At 53.9% G+C, this 16,780-nt stretch carries 16 protein-coding genes; 3 read left to right on the forward strand and 13 right to left on the reverse strand.

The features are described from left to right. The first annotated feature begins 2 nt into the window (after positions 1-2). Entirely contained in the window at positions 3-1,343 is a 1,341-nt protein-coding gene (gene xseA, locus ACFOSD_RS13545) for an exodeoxyribonuclease VII large subunit (protein WP_380697357.1), read from the forward strand. On the opposite strand, the gene der is transcribed toward xseA, so the two are convergent. The 8 genes from der to ndk form a co-directional block, all read right to left on the reverse strand. Continuing rightward, positions 1,340-2,755: a ribosome biogenesis GTPase Der gene (gene der / locus ACFOSD_RS13550; RefSeq protein ID WP_380697359.1), complete on the reverse strand. Its 1,416-nt coding sequence runs from the start codon at positions 2,753-2,755 to the stop codon at positions 1,340-1,342. The genes xseA and der overlap by 4 nt on opposite strands. A gap of 6 nt (positions 2,756-2,761) precedes the next feature. Beyond that, entirely contained in the window at positions 2,762-3,910 is a 1,149-nt protein-coding gene (locus ACFOSD_RS13555; protein ID WP_380697361.1) for an outer membrane protein assembly factor BamB family protein, read from the reverse strand. A gap of 24 nt (positions 3,911-3,934) precedes the next feature. Further along, positions 3,935-4,582: a YfgM family protein gene (locus ACFOSD_RS13560; RefSeq protein ID WP_380697363.1), complete on the reverse strand. Its 648-nt coding sequence runs from the start codon at positions 4,580-4,582 to the stop codon at positions 3,935-3,937. A gap of 21 nt (positions 4,583-4,603) precedes the next feature. Beyond that, positions 4,604-5,887 (reverse strand): histidine--tRNA ligase, encoded by a 1,284-nt coding sequence (hisS, locus tag ACFOSD_RS13565; protein ID WP_380697365.1) that lies wholly within the window; start codon positions 5,885-5,887, stop codon positions 4,604-4,606. An 8-nt stretch (positions 5,888-5,895) separates the two neighbouring features. Next, a complete protein-coding gene (ispG, locus tag ACFOSD_RS13570) occupies positions 5,896-7,017 on the reverse strand; it encodes a flavodoxin-dependent (E)-4-hydroxy-3-methylbut-2-enyl-diphosphate synthase (RefSeq protein ID WP_380697367.1) in 1,122 nt (373 codons plus the stop codon). Between the two features lies 1 nt (position 7,018). Then, positions 7,019-7,765, reverse strand: coding sequence for a tetratricopeptide repeat protein (locus ACFOSD_RS13575; RefSeq protein ID WP_380697369.1), 747 nt, complete (start codon positions 7,763-7,765; stop codon positions 7,019-7,021). After that, complete coding sequence (gene rlmN, locus ACFOSD_RS13580; RefSeq protein ID WP_380697371.1) at positions 7,762-8,907, reverse strand: 23S rRNA (adenine(2503)-C(2))-methyltransferase RlmN; 1,146 nt, start codon at positions 8,905-8,907, stop codon at positions 7,762-7,764. Before rlmN ends, ACFOSD_RS13575 begins: the two co-directional genes overlap by 4 nt. A 167-nt stretch (positions 8,908-9,074) precedes the next feature. Next, positions 9,075-9,503 (reverse strand): nucleoside-diphosphate kinase, encoded by a 429-nt coding sequence (gene ndk / locus ACFOSD_RS13585; RefSeq protein ID WP_380697373.1) that lies wholly within the window; start codon positions 9,501-9,503, stop codon positions 9,075-9,077. 144 nt (positions 9,504-9,647) lie between these two features. Here ndk and lhgO point away from each other — a divergent pair, with 144 nt between their 5' ends. Continuing rightward, complete coding sequence (gene lhgO / locus ACFOSD_RS13590; RefSeq protein WP_380697375.1) at positions 9,648-10,841, forward strand: L-2-hydroxyglutarate oxidase; 1,194 nt, start codon at positions 9,648-9,650, stop codon at positions 10,839-10,841. 84 nt (positions 10,842-10,925) lie between these two features. Here lhgO and ACFOSD_RS13595 read toward each other — a convergent pair whose 3' ends face one another. The 4 genes from ACFOSD_RS13595 to ACFOSD_RS13610 all read right to left on the reverse strand — a co-directional run bounded on the left by ACFOSD_RS13595 (position 10,926) and on the right by ACFOSD_RS13610 (position 14,231). Continuing rightward, complete coding sequence (locus ACFOSD_RS13595) at positions 10,926-11,330, reverse strand: DUF4864 domain-containing protein (RefSeq protein WP_380697377.1); 405 nt, start codon at positions 11,328-11,330, stop codon at positions 10,926-10,928. Positions 11,331-11,440: 110 nt separating this feature from the next. After that, positions 11,441-11,854: a GNAT family N-acetyltransferase gene (locus tag ACFOSD_RS13600; RefSeq protein WP_380697379.1), complete on the reverse strand. Its 414-nt coding sequence runs from the start codon at positions 11,852-11,854 to the stop codon at positions 11,441-11,443. Positions 11,855-11,938: 84 nt separating this feature from the next. Next, the gene (locus ACFOSD_RS13605; protein ID WP_380697381.1) at positions 11,939-12,970 is read right to left on the reverse strand and encodes a CobW family GTP-binding protein; all 1,032 of its coding nucleotides are present in this window, start codon (positions 12,968-12,970) and stop codon (positions 11,939-11,941) included. Beyond that, positions 12,957-14,231 (reverse strand): MFS transporter, encoded by a 1,275-nt coding sequence (locus tag ACFOSD_RS13610; RefSeq protein ID WP_380697383.1) that lies wholly within the window; start codon positions 14,229-14,231, stop codon positions 12,957-12,959. Before ACFOSD_RS13610 ends, ACFOSD_RS13605 begins: the two co-directional genes overlap by 14 nt. A 179-nt stretch (positions 14,232-14,410) precedes the next feature. Here ACFOSD_RS13610 and ACFOSD_RS13615 point away from each other — a divergent pair, with 179 nt between their 5' ends. Continuing rightward, positions 14,411-15,178 (forward strand): sulfite exporter TauE/SafE family protein, encoded by a 768-nt coding sequence (locus ACFOSD_RS13615; protein WP_380697385.1) that lies wholly within the window; start codon positions 14,411-14,413, stop codon positions 15,176-15,178. 4 nt (positions 15,179-15,182) lie between these two features. Here ACFOSD_RS13615 and ACFOSD_RS13620 read toward each other — a convergent pair whose 3' ends face one another. Then, complete coding sequence (locus tag ACFOSD_RS13620) at positions 15,183-16,757, reverse strand: ATP-binding cassette domain-containing protein (RefSeq protein ID WP_380698069.1); 1,575 nt, start codon at positions 16,755-16,757, stop codon at positions 15,183-15,185. Positions 16,758-16,780: the final 23 nt, after the last annotated feature.

Consider the following 16,780-nt stretch of genomic DNA (forward strand, 5'->3'; position numbering starts at 1 on the left):
ACATGGAACAGGCCATCAGTGTCGCTCAGCTCAATCGTCAGGCAAAGTTCATCCTTGAACAGAATTTCGGCCAAGTCTTGATCCACGGCGAGCTTTCCAACCTGTCTCGCCCGCAATCCGGGCACGTCTATTTCACCCTGAAAGACAATACTGCGCAGGTGCGCTGCGCCTTTTTTAAAGGCCAAGCGATGCGGCAAACCTATCGCCCGCAAGAAGGCGAGGCCGTTTTGGTTAGCGGCAAAGTCAGCTTATTTGAAGGCCGGGGCGACTACCAAGTATTGGTTAGCAGCATTCAACCCGCCGGTGATGGTGCCCTGCAAATTGCTTTTGAGGCACTAAAAAAACGCCTGCAAGCCGAGGGGCTGTTTGCGCAAGAACGAAAGCGCGCCCTTCCATCATCCGTCAGTACCGTGGCAGTGATCACCTCGGCAACCGGCGCCGCGCTGCAAGATATTCTGCAGGTGTTACGACGCCGGGACCCTTTCATCGAAGTCTTGGTTTATCCGTGTTTGGTGCAAGGTAAAGAGGCCGCGTTGGACATCCGACGAGCACTCGCCCAAGCCATACAGGATGCAGCTTCAGATGTGATCATTGTCGGCCGAGGCGGTGGCTCCAGTGAGGATCTGTGGTCGTTCAACGACGAAGGGTTGGCGCGGGATATTGCTGCCTCGCCTATTCCGGTCGTCAGCGCCGTAGGGCACGAAGTCGATTTCACCATCGCGGACTTTGTGGCCGATGTACGTGCCCCCACACCTTCTGCAGCAGCAGAGCTGGTGTCTGCGGACCACAGTTTGCGCGCGCAGCAATTGACTACCTTGGCACGTCGCCTGAGTTTCGCGGTACAACGCACCATCACGACCTACCGCCAGCGTTTACATCATACGCAGCAACGCTTGCGTCACCCGGCGGATCGCATTCGTGAACAACAACAACGCCTCGACAACGCCAGCGTGCGTTTAGAGCGGGCGCTACAGCATCGTCTGCAGCAGGTTCGTATGCGCCTGCACACAGCCACACAACGGGTCGAACGTGCCTCACCGCAGCACCGTTTACCGGCGCAAAAACAACAACTGAACCTGCTACAACAACGTTTGTTGCGCATTATTACGCATCGGCTTGAACGTTGGCGCAGTCACCTAACCACGCAAGCGCACAGCTTGCATACGGCCAGCCCGCTGGCCACCTTGCAGCGCGGTTATAGCATTACGCAAGATGAACAAGGCAAGGTAGTGACATCGGCTAAACGGCTAGCGGTGGGTCAAACACTTACCCATCGACTGGCCGACGGGCAAGTAAAAAGCACCGTTACAGACGTTATACTAAAGGGCGAAAAGCCGCGTTAACGCTTCTTGCGCTCGCGCGGGCCCGCTTTAGCCTTCGCACTGCCGCGCGGCGCGGGGCCACGTTTTTTCTGCGGTTTCCCGGTCGTAGTGGGCGCATAGGGGTTCTCACCACTGCGGAACTCGAACCGAATCGGCGTTCCTCTCAGGTCGAGAATCTGGCGGAAACTGTTTTCCAAATAGCGATGATAGCTGCTCGGCAGTTTCTCGACCTGATTTCCATGAATCACAATCACCGGTGGATTACGCCCACCCAAGTGCGCATAACGCAATTTAATGCGTCGACCGTTCACCAATGGCGGCTGATGTTCTTGCACCAGTCCATTCATCAATTCAGTCAGGTGATTCGTTGACCATTGCTTAGTCGCCGATTCATAGGCTTTTTGCACCGACGCAAACAAATGCCCGACGTTTGTACCGTGTTTGGCCGAAATAAAATGCAAGTCAGCCCAATCCATAAAGCTCATGCGTCGGTCCAAGTCTTTTTTCACTTGCTCCCGGTCGTCCAGCGTCATGTTGTCCCACTTGTTCACCGCCAACACCACAGAGCGCCCGGCTTGCAGCACGAAGTGCAGCATGTGCAAGTCTTGCTCTACCACACTGTCCCGCGCGTCCAACACCATCACCACCACGTTCGCTTGTTGGATGGCTTGCAGTGTTTTGATAATGGAAAACTTTTCGACCGCTTCGGTGATGTTCTTGCGCCGCCGCACCCCGGCGGTATCAATGAGCGTGTAGTCCACGCCTTCACGCTCAAAGGGAATGAAAATGCTGTCCATGGTGGTGCCCGGCTGATCAAACACCACCACCCGCTCTTCACCCAACATCCGATTTACCAGCGTTGATTTACCGACATTGGGTCGGCCGACAATGGCCAAGCGAATGCCACTGCCCTGTAAAGCATCCGGGTCAATAGGTTCAGCGTCTGGGAACCACTCCAGCGCCTCGGTGATGAGAGTGGTCACGCCTCGGTTGTGTGACGCAGCCAACGGAAACGGTTCACCCAAACCCAACTCGAAGAAATCGAGCAATACGGTGTCTTCATTCAGGCCATCGACTTTATTCACCACCAATTGGGTCTTCTTACCCGCGGTACGCAGATGTTTGGCCAGCATCAGGTCACTGGCCGTCACCCCATCCCGGGCATCAACCATAAAGAACACCAAGTCGGCCTCTTGAATAGCCGCGTACGACTGTTCGGCCATTTCAAGGTCCAAACCTTCTTCGTAGCCGCTGACACCACCCGTATCCACTACGATATAGGGAATATCTCCTACCTTGCCTTCGCCGTATTTGCGATCGCGCGTCAGCCCGGGCCAGTCGGCCACCAGCGCATCACGGGTCCGCGTGAGGCAATTAAATAACGTGGATTTGCCCACATTGGGGCGTCCTACTAAAGCGATTACCGGCGTCACGCGGGTTTACTCCTGTGGTGCACTGACATGGCCTTTAAGTAACAGACCTTGCATGGATTGCACATAAAAATTCTGCGCATCGGCGATTGCCGGTACGGTAAAGCGTTGTCGGCCAGAGAAATCCAAGCGCCCGACCGGCTGCCCATTGCTGCGCTGAAAGGCGTAGACATAGCCACGCCGATCCGTCACCACCAAATGGTCGCCTTGCACTGTCAACGCCGTGAGTGGTCGCCCCGCAACCGCCTGCTGTTGCCAGAGAATGGCCTTGCTGTTTACATCGTAGGCGAATAATTCGCCGGTACGATTAGCCACAAACAATAAGGCATCATCCGTAGCCAAATTCGTACTGACCGATAGCTCGGTTCGCCAGCGGACCTCACCCGTTTCCGGAATGATCTCCATCAACTGTCCTTCATATGCCGCGACGTAGATACGCCCATTGACGAGTAAGGGCGACACGTCCACATCGACTAAGCGCTGCAGATCGGTCACGCCGCGCGGCTGGGCCAACCGATGCGACCAGCGAATTTCACCACTTAACAAATCAAAGGCGACGACACGGCCATTAGCAAAACCGGCAATTAAAGCATCGCGATAAAACAACGGTTGCGCTTGCCCGTGCAAGGTTAATACGGGTTGCTCGCTGTCGTAAATCCACACCCATGAGCGACTGGTATTGTCCCATAAGCGCAGTGCACCATCCTGCCCGAGGATGGCAATTTGATTCCCTTGCACAACCATAGGACTGACCGCCGATATGCCCCACTCGGTGCGTTGGAGTTCCGCCCCTGTGTTGGCATCCAGCACCACCAGATCCCCTGTTTGGCTCAACAAAAAGAGTTGATCTCGGTGCAGCGTAATACCCACTTGCCAGGGATTCAGCGTTTTCTTCCATTGCACCCGGCCATCGGCATTATTCAGCGCCACGACCGTACCATCAATATGCGCCGCATACAGGCGCGCTTCATCGTGCGCAGGCCGCAAACGCACAGCGCCATCGCCGGGCTGCCAACCGTCAACCAAGAAATGGCTCCAGGAAAAATCAACCCGGTCTTCTGCAAACGCTTGCGGTGCAGCGGGGTAACGTGGATTCAGGCCACTGCAACCCATCAATACCAGCAGTGCTACCACCCAGAGGCTATGCAAAACCTTCATCCACCGTACTCCTTATACCGCCGGTTACAATAAACCAAAGCGTTCAGCTTTCGCTTGTAGCAGCGGTGCCGTTAGGCCCTGTTGCTGAGCAATGGTCCAGGCCGACTGATACGCATTACGTGCAGCGTCTGCGTCCCCTTTCGCCTGATAAATGTCGCCACGCAATTCGTCAAACGCCATTTGTTGCCCCTCTGCTGACATCGAATCCAAGGTTGCCAAGGCGGCATCTAACTCGCCTTCCGCTACCTGTAACCGTGCAATCCGCAGCGTAATTACCCGATCAAGTGCATCATCTGTATTCTGCTCCAATGCCCACACCAGCGTTTCACGGGCGGTCGAGTAGTTTTCTGCATCGGCCTGGAAACGAGCTTGTAACATCGCTGTGTAAGTGGTGTAAGTGCTCTTGGCGTGCTGATCGCTCAAATCTGCGAACAAAGCATCAAAGCGCGCTTGTTCATCGGTGGTTAACGTGGTTTTGTCCGCCACCACACGCAGCACTTGCTGATACAAATCGGACGCCGCCGCATATTTCTTGGCTTGTTGGTCGTTATAAAAGAACACCCCAAAATAGCCCACGACAAAAATAAGCACCCCGCCGATGACAGCATTACCCCAACGCGACCACCAGTTTTTAATCGCTTCAATTTGTTCTTGTTCGGTATCGTACACCATTCACTCCTTGCATTTTCGTCATTAGAGAGAGTCGTTAAGGGCTTGTATTAATGCCCCGGTATCTGACCATGCAATCGAATGTTGCGGGTCGTCTTTGCGCAGATTTTTCACCATGAACTCACCGCGGGATAATTCATCATCCCCGACGATCAGTGCCAAGCGCGCACCACTTTTGTCGGCTTTTTTCATTTTCGATTTCATGCTGCCGTCACCCAGCACGGTATGTACTCGACGGTCAGGCAGTGCAGTACGCAGTTGCTCGGCTAGCACCAAGGCTTGTTGGTCGGCCGCCACACCCACGGTCACTAAACAGACGTCCGCCATGGCATTCACCCATTCAGGCACGACCTCCAGCCCTTCCAACAACAGCAACAAACGCTCGACACCCATACCAAAGCCAATGGCTGGCGTAGGGCGGCCACCGAGCTGTTCTACCAAAGCATCGTAGCGCCCGCCGCCCATCACAGTACCTTGCGCACCCAGAGCCGTGGTCACCCATTCAAACACCGTTTTACCGTAGTAATCCAAGCCGCGTACCAATGTTGGATTAACACGATAGCTAACCTTTGCAGCATCCAATAACGCACACAGTTGGTCGAAGTGCGTTCTCGAATCGTCATCAAGGTAACTGAAAAAGTCCGGCGCATCGGCCAGTACAGCACGGGTTTCAGCATCTTTGCTGTCAAGAATACGCAGCGGGTTGGTGTCCAAACGGCGCTGGGAATCGGCATCTAAACGCGTTACATGTTGACGTAAATAGCTGACCAAGTCGTCCCGGTAGCGGGCTCTGCTGTCGGCGCTGCCCAAGGTATTCAGCTCTAAGGTCAAGTGCTCCGCGATGCCCAACTCAGCCCAAAGGCGCGCCGACATAATAATAATTTCAGCGTCAATATCCGGCCCATTCAGGCCAAAGACCTCGGCCCCGAATTGATGGAATTGACGATAGCGGCCTTTCTGTGGCCGCTCGTAGCGAAACATCGGGCCGGTATACCACAACTTCTGAATCTGGTTGTGCAACAGACCATGCTGCAGGGCCGCACGCACTACACCTGCTGTACCCTCAGGACGCAGCGTGAGGCTTTCCTCATTGCGGTCATTAAAGGTGTACATTTCTTTTTCAACGATGTCCGTTACTTCGCCAATAGAGCGCTGGAACAAACTGGTGTCTTCTACAATGGGGGTGCGTATTTCCCGATAACCATAGCGCGCAAACAGCTCGCGCATCTGCTGTTCTGCATACTGCCAAAGGGGTGAGCGGTCAGGCAAAATGTCATTCATGCCACGAACGGCTTGGATAGTTTTCACACGGTTTCCTATTTAGATTTTGCTATCAGATCGCGCTCGGCAGCATCCCGCAGGGCCACTTGTTCGCGGATCATTCGTTCAAAGGTGTCGACCAGTTCAGCGTTCTTGAGCTTGGTGTGCGGTGTGCCGTTTAAATAGATCAAATTGTTGGGTGAGCCACCAGTAATGCCGATGTCAGCCTCTTTCGCCTCGCCCGGTCCGTTTACTACGCAACCAATGACGGCAACATCCAAGGGTGTGAGGATATCTTCCAAGCGTTCTTCTAGAGCATTCATCGTGCTGATCACATCGAAATTCTGCCGTGAGCAACTGGGGCAAGCGATAAAGTTGATGCCTTTATTGCGTAAGCGCAGGCTTTTGAGAATGTCGAATCCTACTTTAACTTCTTCTACCGGATCTGCCGCCAACGATATGCGCAAGGTATCGCCAATACCATCCATCAACAGTAAGCCCAAGCCAACCGAAGATTTAACCGTACCCGAACGCAAACCACCTGCTTCTGTAATACCCAGGTGCAAGGGCTGATCGATTTGTGTCGCAATTTGTCGGTAGGCGGCCACCGCCATGAACACATCGGAGGCTTTTAGGCTGAGTTTAAAGTTTTGGTAGTCCAACCGGTCCAGAATATCAATATGTCGCAGTGCAGACTCCACCAGGGCTTCAGGTGTTGGCTCACCGTATTTTTTCTGCAGGTCTTTTTCCAGCGAACCGGCATTAACACCGATACGAATCGGAATGCCTTTATCACGGGCTTTATCGACCACCGCCCGAATACGCTCTTCATTCCCGATGTTGCCTGGATTGATGCGCAGGCAGTCCACACCCAAATCGGCTACCCGTAGCGCTATTTTGTGATCAAAGTGAATGTCGGCAATCAGTGGCACCTGAACCGCTTGCCGTATTTTGCCAAAGGCTTCGGCGGCGTCCATGCTGGGTACTGACACCCGAACTAAGTCTACACCGGCGGCTTCCAGTCGTTGAATCTGAGCCACAGTAGCCGCTACATCGCAGGTTTCGGTATTTGTCATGCTTTGCACAGAAATGGGTGCATCACCACCCACCGGCACATTGCCTACCATGATTTGCCGACTTTTCCGCCGCTTGATCGGAGAAACCATTTGCTTGTTCATGTCATTCTTCCAAAAACGTGCTGTTCGGGAAACGGGCTTCTAATTGAGCACGCAGCGCCGCATAAGATTCTTGCCGGTTCATCGCTTCCGTAACGCGGAGCCCTAATACCAGCGATGCCTCGGTATGCTCAACCACCTCACTGGTAACCAGGCTTTGGAAACCGTCAAAATAACTGGCCGCGCGTGCAGTATTGCCCTCATTTAGAAGCAGATTTGCCATATGCCAATAGGGCATTGGCAACATTTTATTCAACACGATGGCCCGATCAAAAAAGTTCTTCGCACTCTGCGTATCGTTCAAATAGAGGCTAACGATCGCTAGGTCTTCAAAGGCCACGGCGCGGTCAAAATAGTCCGTATCTGCTATGACCTCATTCAGCACCTTCTGGGCTTCATCAATTCGATTCTGCCGAAACAAGAACTGCGCATACAGGTGACGGTGTTGCGTATCTTCTCCCAACGCCATGGCGCGCTTAAAATATCGCTCCGACAATTCCGGTTCGCCTTCGCGCTGATACACCAAAGCCATGCCTAAGTGCGCCGAATCGGACGCTTCATCGAACGTCAGCGCTTCGCGAAAAGCGACCCTCGCCTGAGCAGCGTTGTCGAACTGCAAATGCCGAAAGCCGATCTCTACGTACTGTTCTGCTGACGTTTGATCTTCCGTACTGACACCGCGACTGGCGCAACCGGAAAACAACAATACAATCAATAGGGCCAACCCTAGGATATTGACGGATCGTGTCATAGCCTCTTGCTCCTACGTTTTGCCAGATCGGCTGCCGTGGTGCCAATTTCAACCGCTTTGATAAAGCGTTCACTGCGTCGAGTCAGATCTTCCACTTGCCCGACCAATTGCCCACAGGCCGCATCAATGTCGTCGCCCCGGGTTTTACGAATGGTGACGTTATAGCCTGCGGCCGACAGGATGTCACGGAAGCGATGCAGTCGATTGTTGCTTGGCCGTTCATAACCCGAATTAGGGAACGGGTTAAATGGGATCAAATTGATCTTACAAGGGGTTTCGCGCAGCAACGCAGCCAGTTCATGGGCCTGTTCTGGCGTATCGTTCACTTCATTCATCAACGTGTATTCAACCGTCAACACACGCTTGTCGCTCAGCCCGGATAAATATTCGTTACAGGCCGCCAAGGTATCGGCAATGCCATATTTTTTGTTGACTGGCACCAGTTGGTCTCGCAGCGCATCGTTTGGCGCATGCAATGACAACGCCAGACTAACGTCAGTATGCTGAGCCAGTTCACGAATGGCAGGTACCACACCGGACGTACTCAGAGTCACGCGACGCTTGGAAATCCCATAGGCGTTGTCTTCCATCATCAGGTTCATCGCCGCAATGACATTGTCGAAATTCAATAAGGGTTCGCCCATACCCATCATCACGACATTGGTAATCCGGCGTTCACGCTTGCCGGATAAGTCATCGAAGGCTTTTGCTGCTACCCAAACTTGGCCAATGATTTCTGCCGCCGACAAATCCCGATTGAACCCTTGTTTGCCGGTAGAACAAAACGAACAATCCAACGCACAGCCAATTTGTGACGACACACAAAGCGTACCGCGCCGCTCTTCGGGAATATAGACCGTTTCGATGGAAGATCCGCCCGGCATGCGCATGACCCATTTCCGGGTACCGTCTTTGGCGGTGGCGTCGTAGATCACTTCGGGCACATCCAACACCGCCGTCGCCTTCAACTTCTCGCGCAGCGGTTTGGACAAATCGGTCATTTGATCAATGTCCGTGATTCCACGCGCATGAATCCATTTCAACACCTGTGCAGCACGAAACGGCTTTTCACCCATGGCCACGAAATGCGCTTCCAATTGCGCCTTGGTCATGCCCAATAAATTGATTGCTGTTTGTGCCACACTGAAACCCTGTATAGTTGATCGTTAGGTTGTTAAGACCCATGCAACAATATACCCATCTGTACACTGTTGCATACGCCCTGACATAAGCGCCAAAAAGGGGGCTTAGCCCCCTTTCGTCATCCATTGCCAATCGATGTTACCACCTCGACAAAAGACACCGCACCTTAAGCGCGGCTGAAGATCTCTTCTGGCTTGAAGAAAATGGCAATTTCACGCGCCGCCGACGCGGGTGCATCTGAACCGTGCACAGCATTGGCTGATACTTCAGTTGCAAAGTCAGCCCGAATGGTGCCCGGTGCCGCTTCTTTCGGGTTCGTTGCACCCATAATTTCGCGGTTTAAGGCAACCGCATTTTCGCCTTCCAATACTTGCACCATTACTGGGCCAGAGGTCATGAAGCCGACCAGTTCGCCATAAAATGGACGCTCTTTGTGCTCTGCATAGAACTCACCAGCCAATGCTTCGGACATGTGAATCATTTTAGCACCAACAATTTTCAGTCCCGCTTTTTCAAAGCGGCTGTAAATTTCACCGATGACATTTTTGCCAACAGCGTCAGGTTTTACGATGGAAAAGGTTTGTTCGATAGCCATGTTGAATATCCGAGAGGGGTTAAAATTTGGAGCGCAGATTATACAGGCCGTTGCCCCTTAACTCCAATGCAGAAGCCTTGCCTTTTGGAGATATTTTCACGTTATACTGGTTCACCCTCATTTTAGTTAAACGGAGCGTAGGCAATGTATGATGTCATTATCATTGGCGGAGGCATTCTTGGCTTATCCACCGCCATGCAATGGCAAGCCGAGTTTCCCGATCACCGCCTTTTACTGCTGGAAAAAGAGCCCCGCCCGGCACAGCACCAAACCGGCCATAACAGTGGCGTAATCCATGCTGGCGTTTACTATACGCCCGGCAGTTTGAAAGCCCGTTTTTGTGTCGAAGGTAATAAGGCGACCAAAGCATTTTGCCAGGCCAATGACGTTGCCTATGATGAATGCGGCAAATTACTGGTGGCCACCAACGACATTGAACTTACGCGCATGCAAGCTCTTTGGGATCGCACCGCCAGCAATGGTGTCGAACGCCATTGGGTAAGCGCCGATGAACTTAAGGAACGCGAACCGAATATTACGGGCGTTGGTGGTATCTTTGTGCCGTCCAGTGGCATCGTCGACTATCGAGCTGTCGCAGAGGCCATGGCGCGCCGCTTTTTAGCCGGCGGCGGAACCATTCAATACCAGGCTGAAGTAACGGGACTGCTGGAAAGCGCCAATGACGTGGTGGTTAATTCCACCCAAGGGGATTTTACCGGCCGCTATCTTGTCACCTGCGCGGGCCTGATGGCGGATCGCATCGTACGCATGCTCGGCCTCACCACGACCTTTACCATTTGCCCGTTTCGCGGCGAGTATTACCGCCTAGCCCCACAGCACAACCGCATTGTTAACCACCTTATTTACCCCATACCCGACCCCAGCATGCCCTTTTTGGGCGTGCATCTGACTCGGATGATCGACGGCTCTGTAACCGTCGGCCCAAACGCAGTGCTGGCATGGAAGCGTGAAGGTTATCGCAAAACGGACGTGTCGTTGCGCGACACCTTCCAACAACTCGCGCACTCCGGGGTGCGCAAAGTCTTGCGTCAACATTTGCGCTCTGGCTTGGTGGAACTGAAGAATTCGATGTACAAACGCGGCTATTTAGAGGAAGTAAGAAAATACTGCCCATCGTTAACGCTCGACGACCTCACACCTTACCCGGCGGGTGTGCGTGCACAAGCGGTATCGAATGAAGGTAAGCTGTTGGATGACTTTTTGTTCATGAATACCAAGCGCACGGTGAACGTATGCAATGCACCATCGCCAGCGGCAACCGCTGCCCTGCCGATCGGCCAGCATATTGTGGCGCAACTGAAGCCTTTGGTGAATTAATAAAAAAAGGCCAGCCGGGCGGCTGGCCACAGGGGAACGAACAAAAGCCGCTTGCTTCGGACGACCATTGTTCATATCAAATCGTTAAATGGCTTGCTGTCGAGACCGCACCAAAACCACACCGTCTATACGCCACGCGCCCGCCATCGTGTGCAAACTGTACACGGCCCGCCATGCTTGGCCTTGTGCATCGACCAACGCCAGCTCTTGAAACATTTGCTCAGGTGTTACCACCACGGGCTCAGAGAAAAGGACTTGTCTGGGGCGGTACAACGCCGGATACTGCGTTCTGACCATACGTACAAAGCGCTGGGCATCACCAAATTGCGCTTGAATCGTATCGGCAGCGAACGAAAATGCATGCTCGGCATCATCATCCGCGAGCGCTTGAATCTGGGCCCGAATGACACTTTGCGCTGACTCAGGTGTTTGCGCCACCGCCCAAGATGACCAGCACATCAGCACAAAAAACAACCACAGCTTACTCATCACTGTGCCAACCTCACCGCTTTGATACACGTTTAAGTGTACGTGCTGTTAGGTAATTGGATCAGGCATTTTGGTTATTTTTTGTACGCGAAAAGAATCCAGGCTTTTGGCTACAACGCCAGCTCGGCACGCACATAACTGACCGGGCCTTTGTTGAACGGCTCGCCTTCGGCAACAAAACCAAAGCGCGCGTAAAACGGCAGGGCCGAGGACCGGGCATGACACCACAGCCGGACAACGCCCATCTTAGGCAGCTCGGCAATGACATGCTTCAATAAGGCGGTGCCCATGCCCAAATGTTGAAAATCGGGCAAGGTAGCAAACTTCCGCAACCTGGACACACCGTCACCCTGAGGAAACAACGATGCGACACTCACCAAGCGACCGTCCACAAAAACACCATAGTGCGTACCCACGGCATCGTCTTCGAGCATGCAATGGCTGATGGGCTGGTCGGGCCACAGTACGTACTGGCGAATGGGCCAAGTGGCCTCGGCATCGATCTGCTGTATTTGGAAATCCAAGCTGCTGTGCCTCTGTATTGTGTCTTTAGGCAATGCTCGCGGCGTTCGAGCAACGTTACGAGGGGCGCGGATTTTATACGGAATTCAAGGCGATGTCTTGTCTTTTATCGAACTATTTTCTAACACTTTCCGCAGCCCTTCTTCAAGCTGATCCGCGTCGAGCGGGTGATTGGCAATCAACTCCAAAACCGCCTCCTGCTGCGCCGCTGTAGTGTGCACCGATACGGCACCGTCGACCACATTGCACCACACCCACCCCTCCGCCGTCGGCAATACGGCCTTTATGCGCAACGCGCGGGTCCCCGCTATCCATTCCAACAAAGGCGCTATGGACCACGTTGCACTGGCGGGCATACGCCACCCCATGCTGTAGTAACCGTCTGCCTGACGTTGCGCCATGATCCACTGCGCCGCTGTAGGTGCAGCAGGCTGACTGCGCCAATCCAATGCAGGTTCAGGCAGGGCGAGGCTTTCTCCCTTTGAGTCTGCGATGACTTCTGGCTGCTCTGGCGAACCAAAATCGTCCAAGGACAGCGCGCCCTGCGTCACCGCTTTTATAGACACACCAGCACCCACCTGCGCTTGCAACCATTTGGTGGCAGCGGTCAGCATAGACTGGTCAACCAAATCGGTTTTATTGATCAGCAAGCGCCCTGCACGGGCAATTTGATCCTGAAACAACGCATGGGTTTGATAGCGCAACTGTAATACCTGACGCGGATCCACCAGGGTAACGGGCGAAGTCAGGCGCAACACGCCACGATACTCCGGTGCGCGCAGTAGTGCCAACAGCGAGGCAGGATGGCCTAAACCACTGGGCTCGATGAACAAGCGATCCGGCCGTTCACGGCGCAACAAGGTATTCAGTGTTACCTGAGTAACCGGTCCGGTTGCACAGCACATACAACCGCCCGGTATTTGCCGTACTGCGATATTGTTCTCTTGCAGGGCTACGCCATCGACCCCGATTTCGCCAAATTCATTCACCAGAATTGCCCAGCGTTCATGAACCGGACGCTGTTGCATTAACTGCCGCAGGGCTGTTGTTTTACCGACGCCAAGAAAGCCAAACAGTACATAAACCGGAACCGACTGGATCGGACTAGGTTTCTTCATGGGGTTTCGTCTCCGCAAACAAGCGCTGCTGGGGCGCTCTCAAGGTCAAGGCTATCAGCAACACCAACAAGGCAAACACCGTGATGACCACTGGCAACCCGAAAGAATCGGCCAGTGCACCCAACAGCAAAGCGCCCGCCGCCGGCATACCCATGGATATAACCGTCCAGATACTCATGACACGACCACGAAAGGCATCGTCCACCATTAATTGCAGCGTGGTTTGGCATCCGGTACCAATGATGGTCATGCTCAACGCCAGCACGAACACCTGTGTGGCCAATACATAGCCCGTATGAATCCACCAGACCGGAAGCATCACCGCGGCGCCCAACAACACGGACAGCAGCACTAAATGCGCCAATCGCGACGGTGTACCGCGTTGGCGGGAGATAATCAATCCGCCCATGATGGAACCCGCACCCGCGACTGAGGTCAACATCGCCAACGTTCCAGCGTCGCCCTGCAACAACTGACCCGAGATAGCGGGTAGCATTTCAATCAGAGTCCGGCCAAAGAGTCCATTGATCATGGTCAATAATAAGATAATACGAATGGTTGGGCTTTGCCGCACCACGCCAAGGCCGGCGGCTAGCTCACGCCAAAGATGCGGGGTAGCTACGGTACGTTCAGGCGCTACCACAGGCACCCGCAACAATGCCGCCAAAGTGGCGCAATACAGGCCAGAAGCGACACCAAAAGCCCAAGCAGGCGACCCCAACCACAGCAACAAGGCACCCAGAGCTGGCCCGAGAATGCGGGATGTATTGAACACAATTGAGGCTAAGCCAATGGCACCGGTAAAGTGCTGTCTAGCCACCAACAGAGGCAACAATGCCATACGTAGAGGATGATGCGCCGCAGTAACAATGCCAATGCAGGCCGCAATAAGACACAACAAAGGCAGCTGCAAAACGCCGAGAACAGAGGCGCCCGTCGCAACCAACCCGATAACAGCCTGCGCACCCGTGGTGATCCACATGCCACGGAGCGGATGCACCCGATCCGCCACCACCCCGAACAGCAAAGACAACAAAAACGTTGGCGCCAGAAATAACGCACTGACCACGCCGACCCAGAACGCGGACTCGGTTAACGCCCACGCCATCCAGCCCAGCAAAAATCGGGTAATCCAGATTGCAAAGGTTGAAAAGGCGCTGGCCAAAAAATAGCGACGAAAGCCAAGCACAGCAAAGAGCGCACGCATAGAAGGGCGGCCTTGCGAGGTTGTTAGAGCATCAGCGGAGGTGGTGTCAGGCATAGTCTGGCTCATATTGGGACGGCAAAGGCTACCGACTTTAGTGGCAAGTCGCAAATCGGAAACCGGCTCATGGGCAAGACCCTCGTGGAACGGTACTTCTCCGCCCACGTCCATAGTGCTATTTCGAGCCGCATAGTATGATGTTGGCCCTTTTTACGGTTTGGCGAAGGCTTCCAACTATGCTCGACATGGAACTCTGGTTTATCGCGTTGTTGCTGGGTACCGGGTTTGTCGCGGGCATCATCAACACTCTGGCCGGCGGCGGCTCAAACCTGACGCTTCCGGCGTTGATGGTGATGGGTATGCCACCGGACGTGGCCAATGCCACCAATCGCGTGGCGGTGTTTTTACAAGGGGTGGCGGGCAGTGCTGGCTTTTACCACAATGACCGCTTACCGCGCCACGACATCAAGGCCATTGTTGTCCCTACCTTAATCGGCTCGGTGTTTGGCTCCCTGCTGGCCTCTTATGCGCCGCCCGGATTGCTGAAATACATGCTACTGGGTGCCATGCTCACCATGACCGTCGTGATGTTGGTTAAGCCTTCGGTGGTGGCGCCCCCACCCGATACCGTGCCATATTTGGTGCGCGAGCGGCCATCGTCCTTTCCCATTCTGTTGCTGGCAGGTTTTTACGGTGGGTTTGTGCAAGCCGGGGTGGGCTTTATCTTGATTGCGGCATTTGCCGGTAGCCTGCGTTATGACCTCGTGCGCGCTAATGCCTTGAAGATGTTCACTACCTTGTTTTTTACCGCTATTGCGCTGGCCATTTTCATTTACAATGACCAGGTGCTTTGGATTCCAGGTCTGACCTTATCGATCGGCACAGTTTTAGGGGCCTTCGGGGCGGTGAAGTTCGCCATCAAAGCTAAACCTTCGACGTTAAAATGGTTCTTGTTTGTGATGACCTTAGTGGGTTGCATTGCCGCACTGTTTTCTGATCTCTAAGGCACTAAAAAGTGAGTCGTTGGTCAACACGCAAGGCTTCGGCCATCTGTGTGCTGTGCGTCACCACCATCAGCGTACCTTTAAAAGCTGATAGGGTACTGGCCAACAGATGCTGACTTTCCAAATCCAAGTGATTGTCCGGTTCATCCAAGAGCACCAAGTCGAACGTCGTCGGCCCCATAAGTACACTGGCCAGCGCGAGTTTAAGCCGCTCCCCACCACTCAATTCCTGTATCGGCAAGAGCGCCCGTTCACGGCGTAACCGCATCAGGGCTAAGCTGTCTCGATACGCCTGCTCCGTCCATCCGGGGTTTAGTCGTTGGAACGCCGCAATGGCGGGTTCATGCGGACATAGCAACGCTAGATGCTGATCCAATAACACGGAACGATAATGCCCTTGAACCGCGCCCGACGCAGGGTTTAACGTTTTATGCAAGACTTGCAGGAGCACACTCTTCCCACTCGCATTCGGCCCCTGAATCAACCATCGTTCACCACGGTCAACCTGTAAACTGACGGCACGCTGGACGTAGGGCAAAACCAGATCCTGTGCTAAGAGTAAGTTACCCGCACGTTCGGCGGGCTGCGACAGCGCAAAATGTAAGGGATCGAAAATCTCAAGGCGATCCTGCGCACGCCTGACACGCGCCTGTTCTTTTTCCATTGCGTCCTGTTGTTGAGCTTTTAAACGACCACCCGTCGCCTCACTGCGAGCCTTCATCATGCCCAGCAATATCTTCGGAGCATCGCCTTGCGCTGCTTTTTTTCGCCCTTGTCGCTCGCGACGGGCGTGTCGTTCGCGTGCCTCTTGCAGTTGCCTAGCTTCGTGCTTCAGTGTTCGTAACGCATGGGCTTTATCGGCCTCTGCGCGCGCCACTTCCTGTTGCCGTGAGACGAGATAGCCCTCCCACCCGGAACCGTAGGTAAATACGCTACCCGACCTGAGTTCAATAATATGTGTCATGCGGTGCAGTAGATCTTGGTCATGACTGGCGACCAAGGCACCACCAGGATGTTGGAATAACCAGTCATAAAACCAAGTCCGTCCGGCGCGGTCTAAATGATTGGTCGGTTCGTCCAGCAATAAAAACGTCTCTGGGGACGGGTTCAAGCGACACAAAGCTAAGCGGGTACGCTGCCCACCACTTAAACTGCGCATAGGTTGCGCTAAGATCGAGGTCGGCAAACCATAAGCGGCACATTGCGCTTCAACGTCTTCGCGGAGGGTCCAACGGTCATTCAGCACCAGCAAATCGTCAGCAGAACCGTTGCCCGCCAATAATCGATCCAAGGCGGCTAACGCCGGTGCAACACCCAGCCATTCCTCAACGGTCATCGCTGGCGCGGCATCCCGTTCGGTTTGGGCCAAATACGCGATAGGTACGGTGGCCGTTATATGCCCGGATTGCGGCGTTAAATGCTTCGCCAAACAACGCAGCAAAGTTGATTTACCCACCCCATTGCGCCCCACCAAGGCCATCGGCACTGGCGGTAGATGCAGGTCAACAGAAGACAGGAGTAAGGATTGTTCAGCATAGCCCAAGGTTAAACCCAGAGCTGAAAGCACGGTATTCGTCATCACAAGTATCTCGTCTGAAAGCG

This window comes from Salinispirillum marinum (assembly GCF_042650105.1).
In the GTDB taxonomy this organism is placed as follows: Bacteria; Pseudomonadota; Gammaproteobacteria; order Pseudomonadales; family Natronospirillaceae; genus Salinispirillum; species Salinispirillum marinum.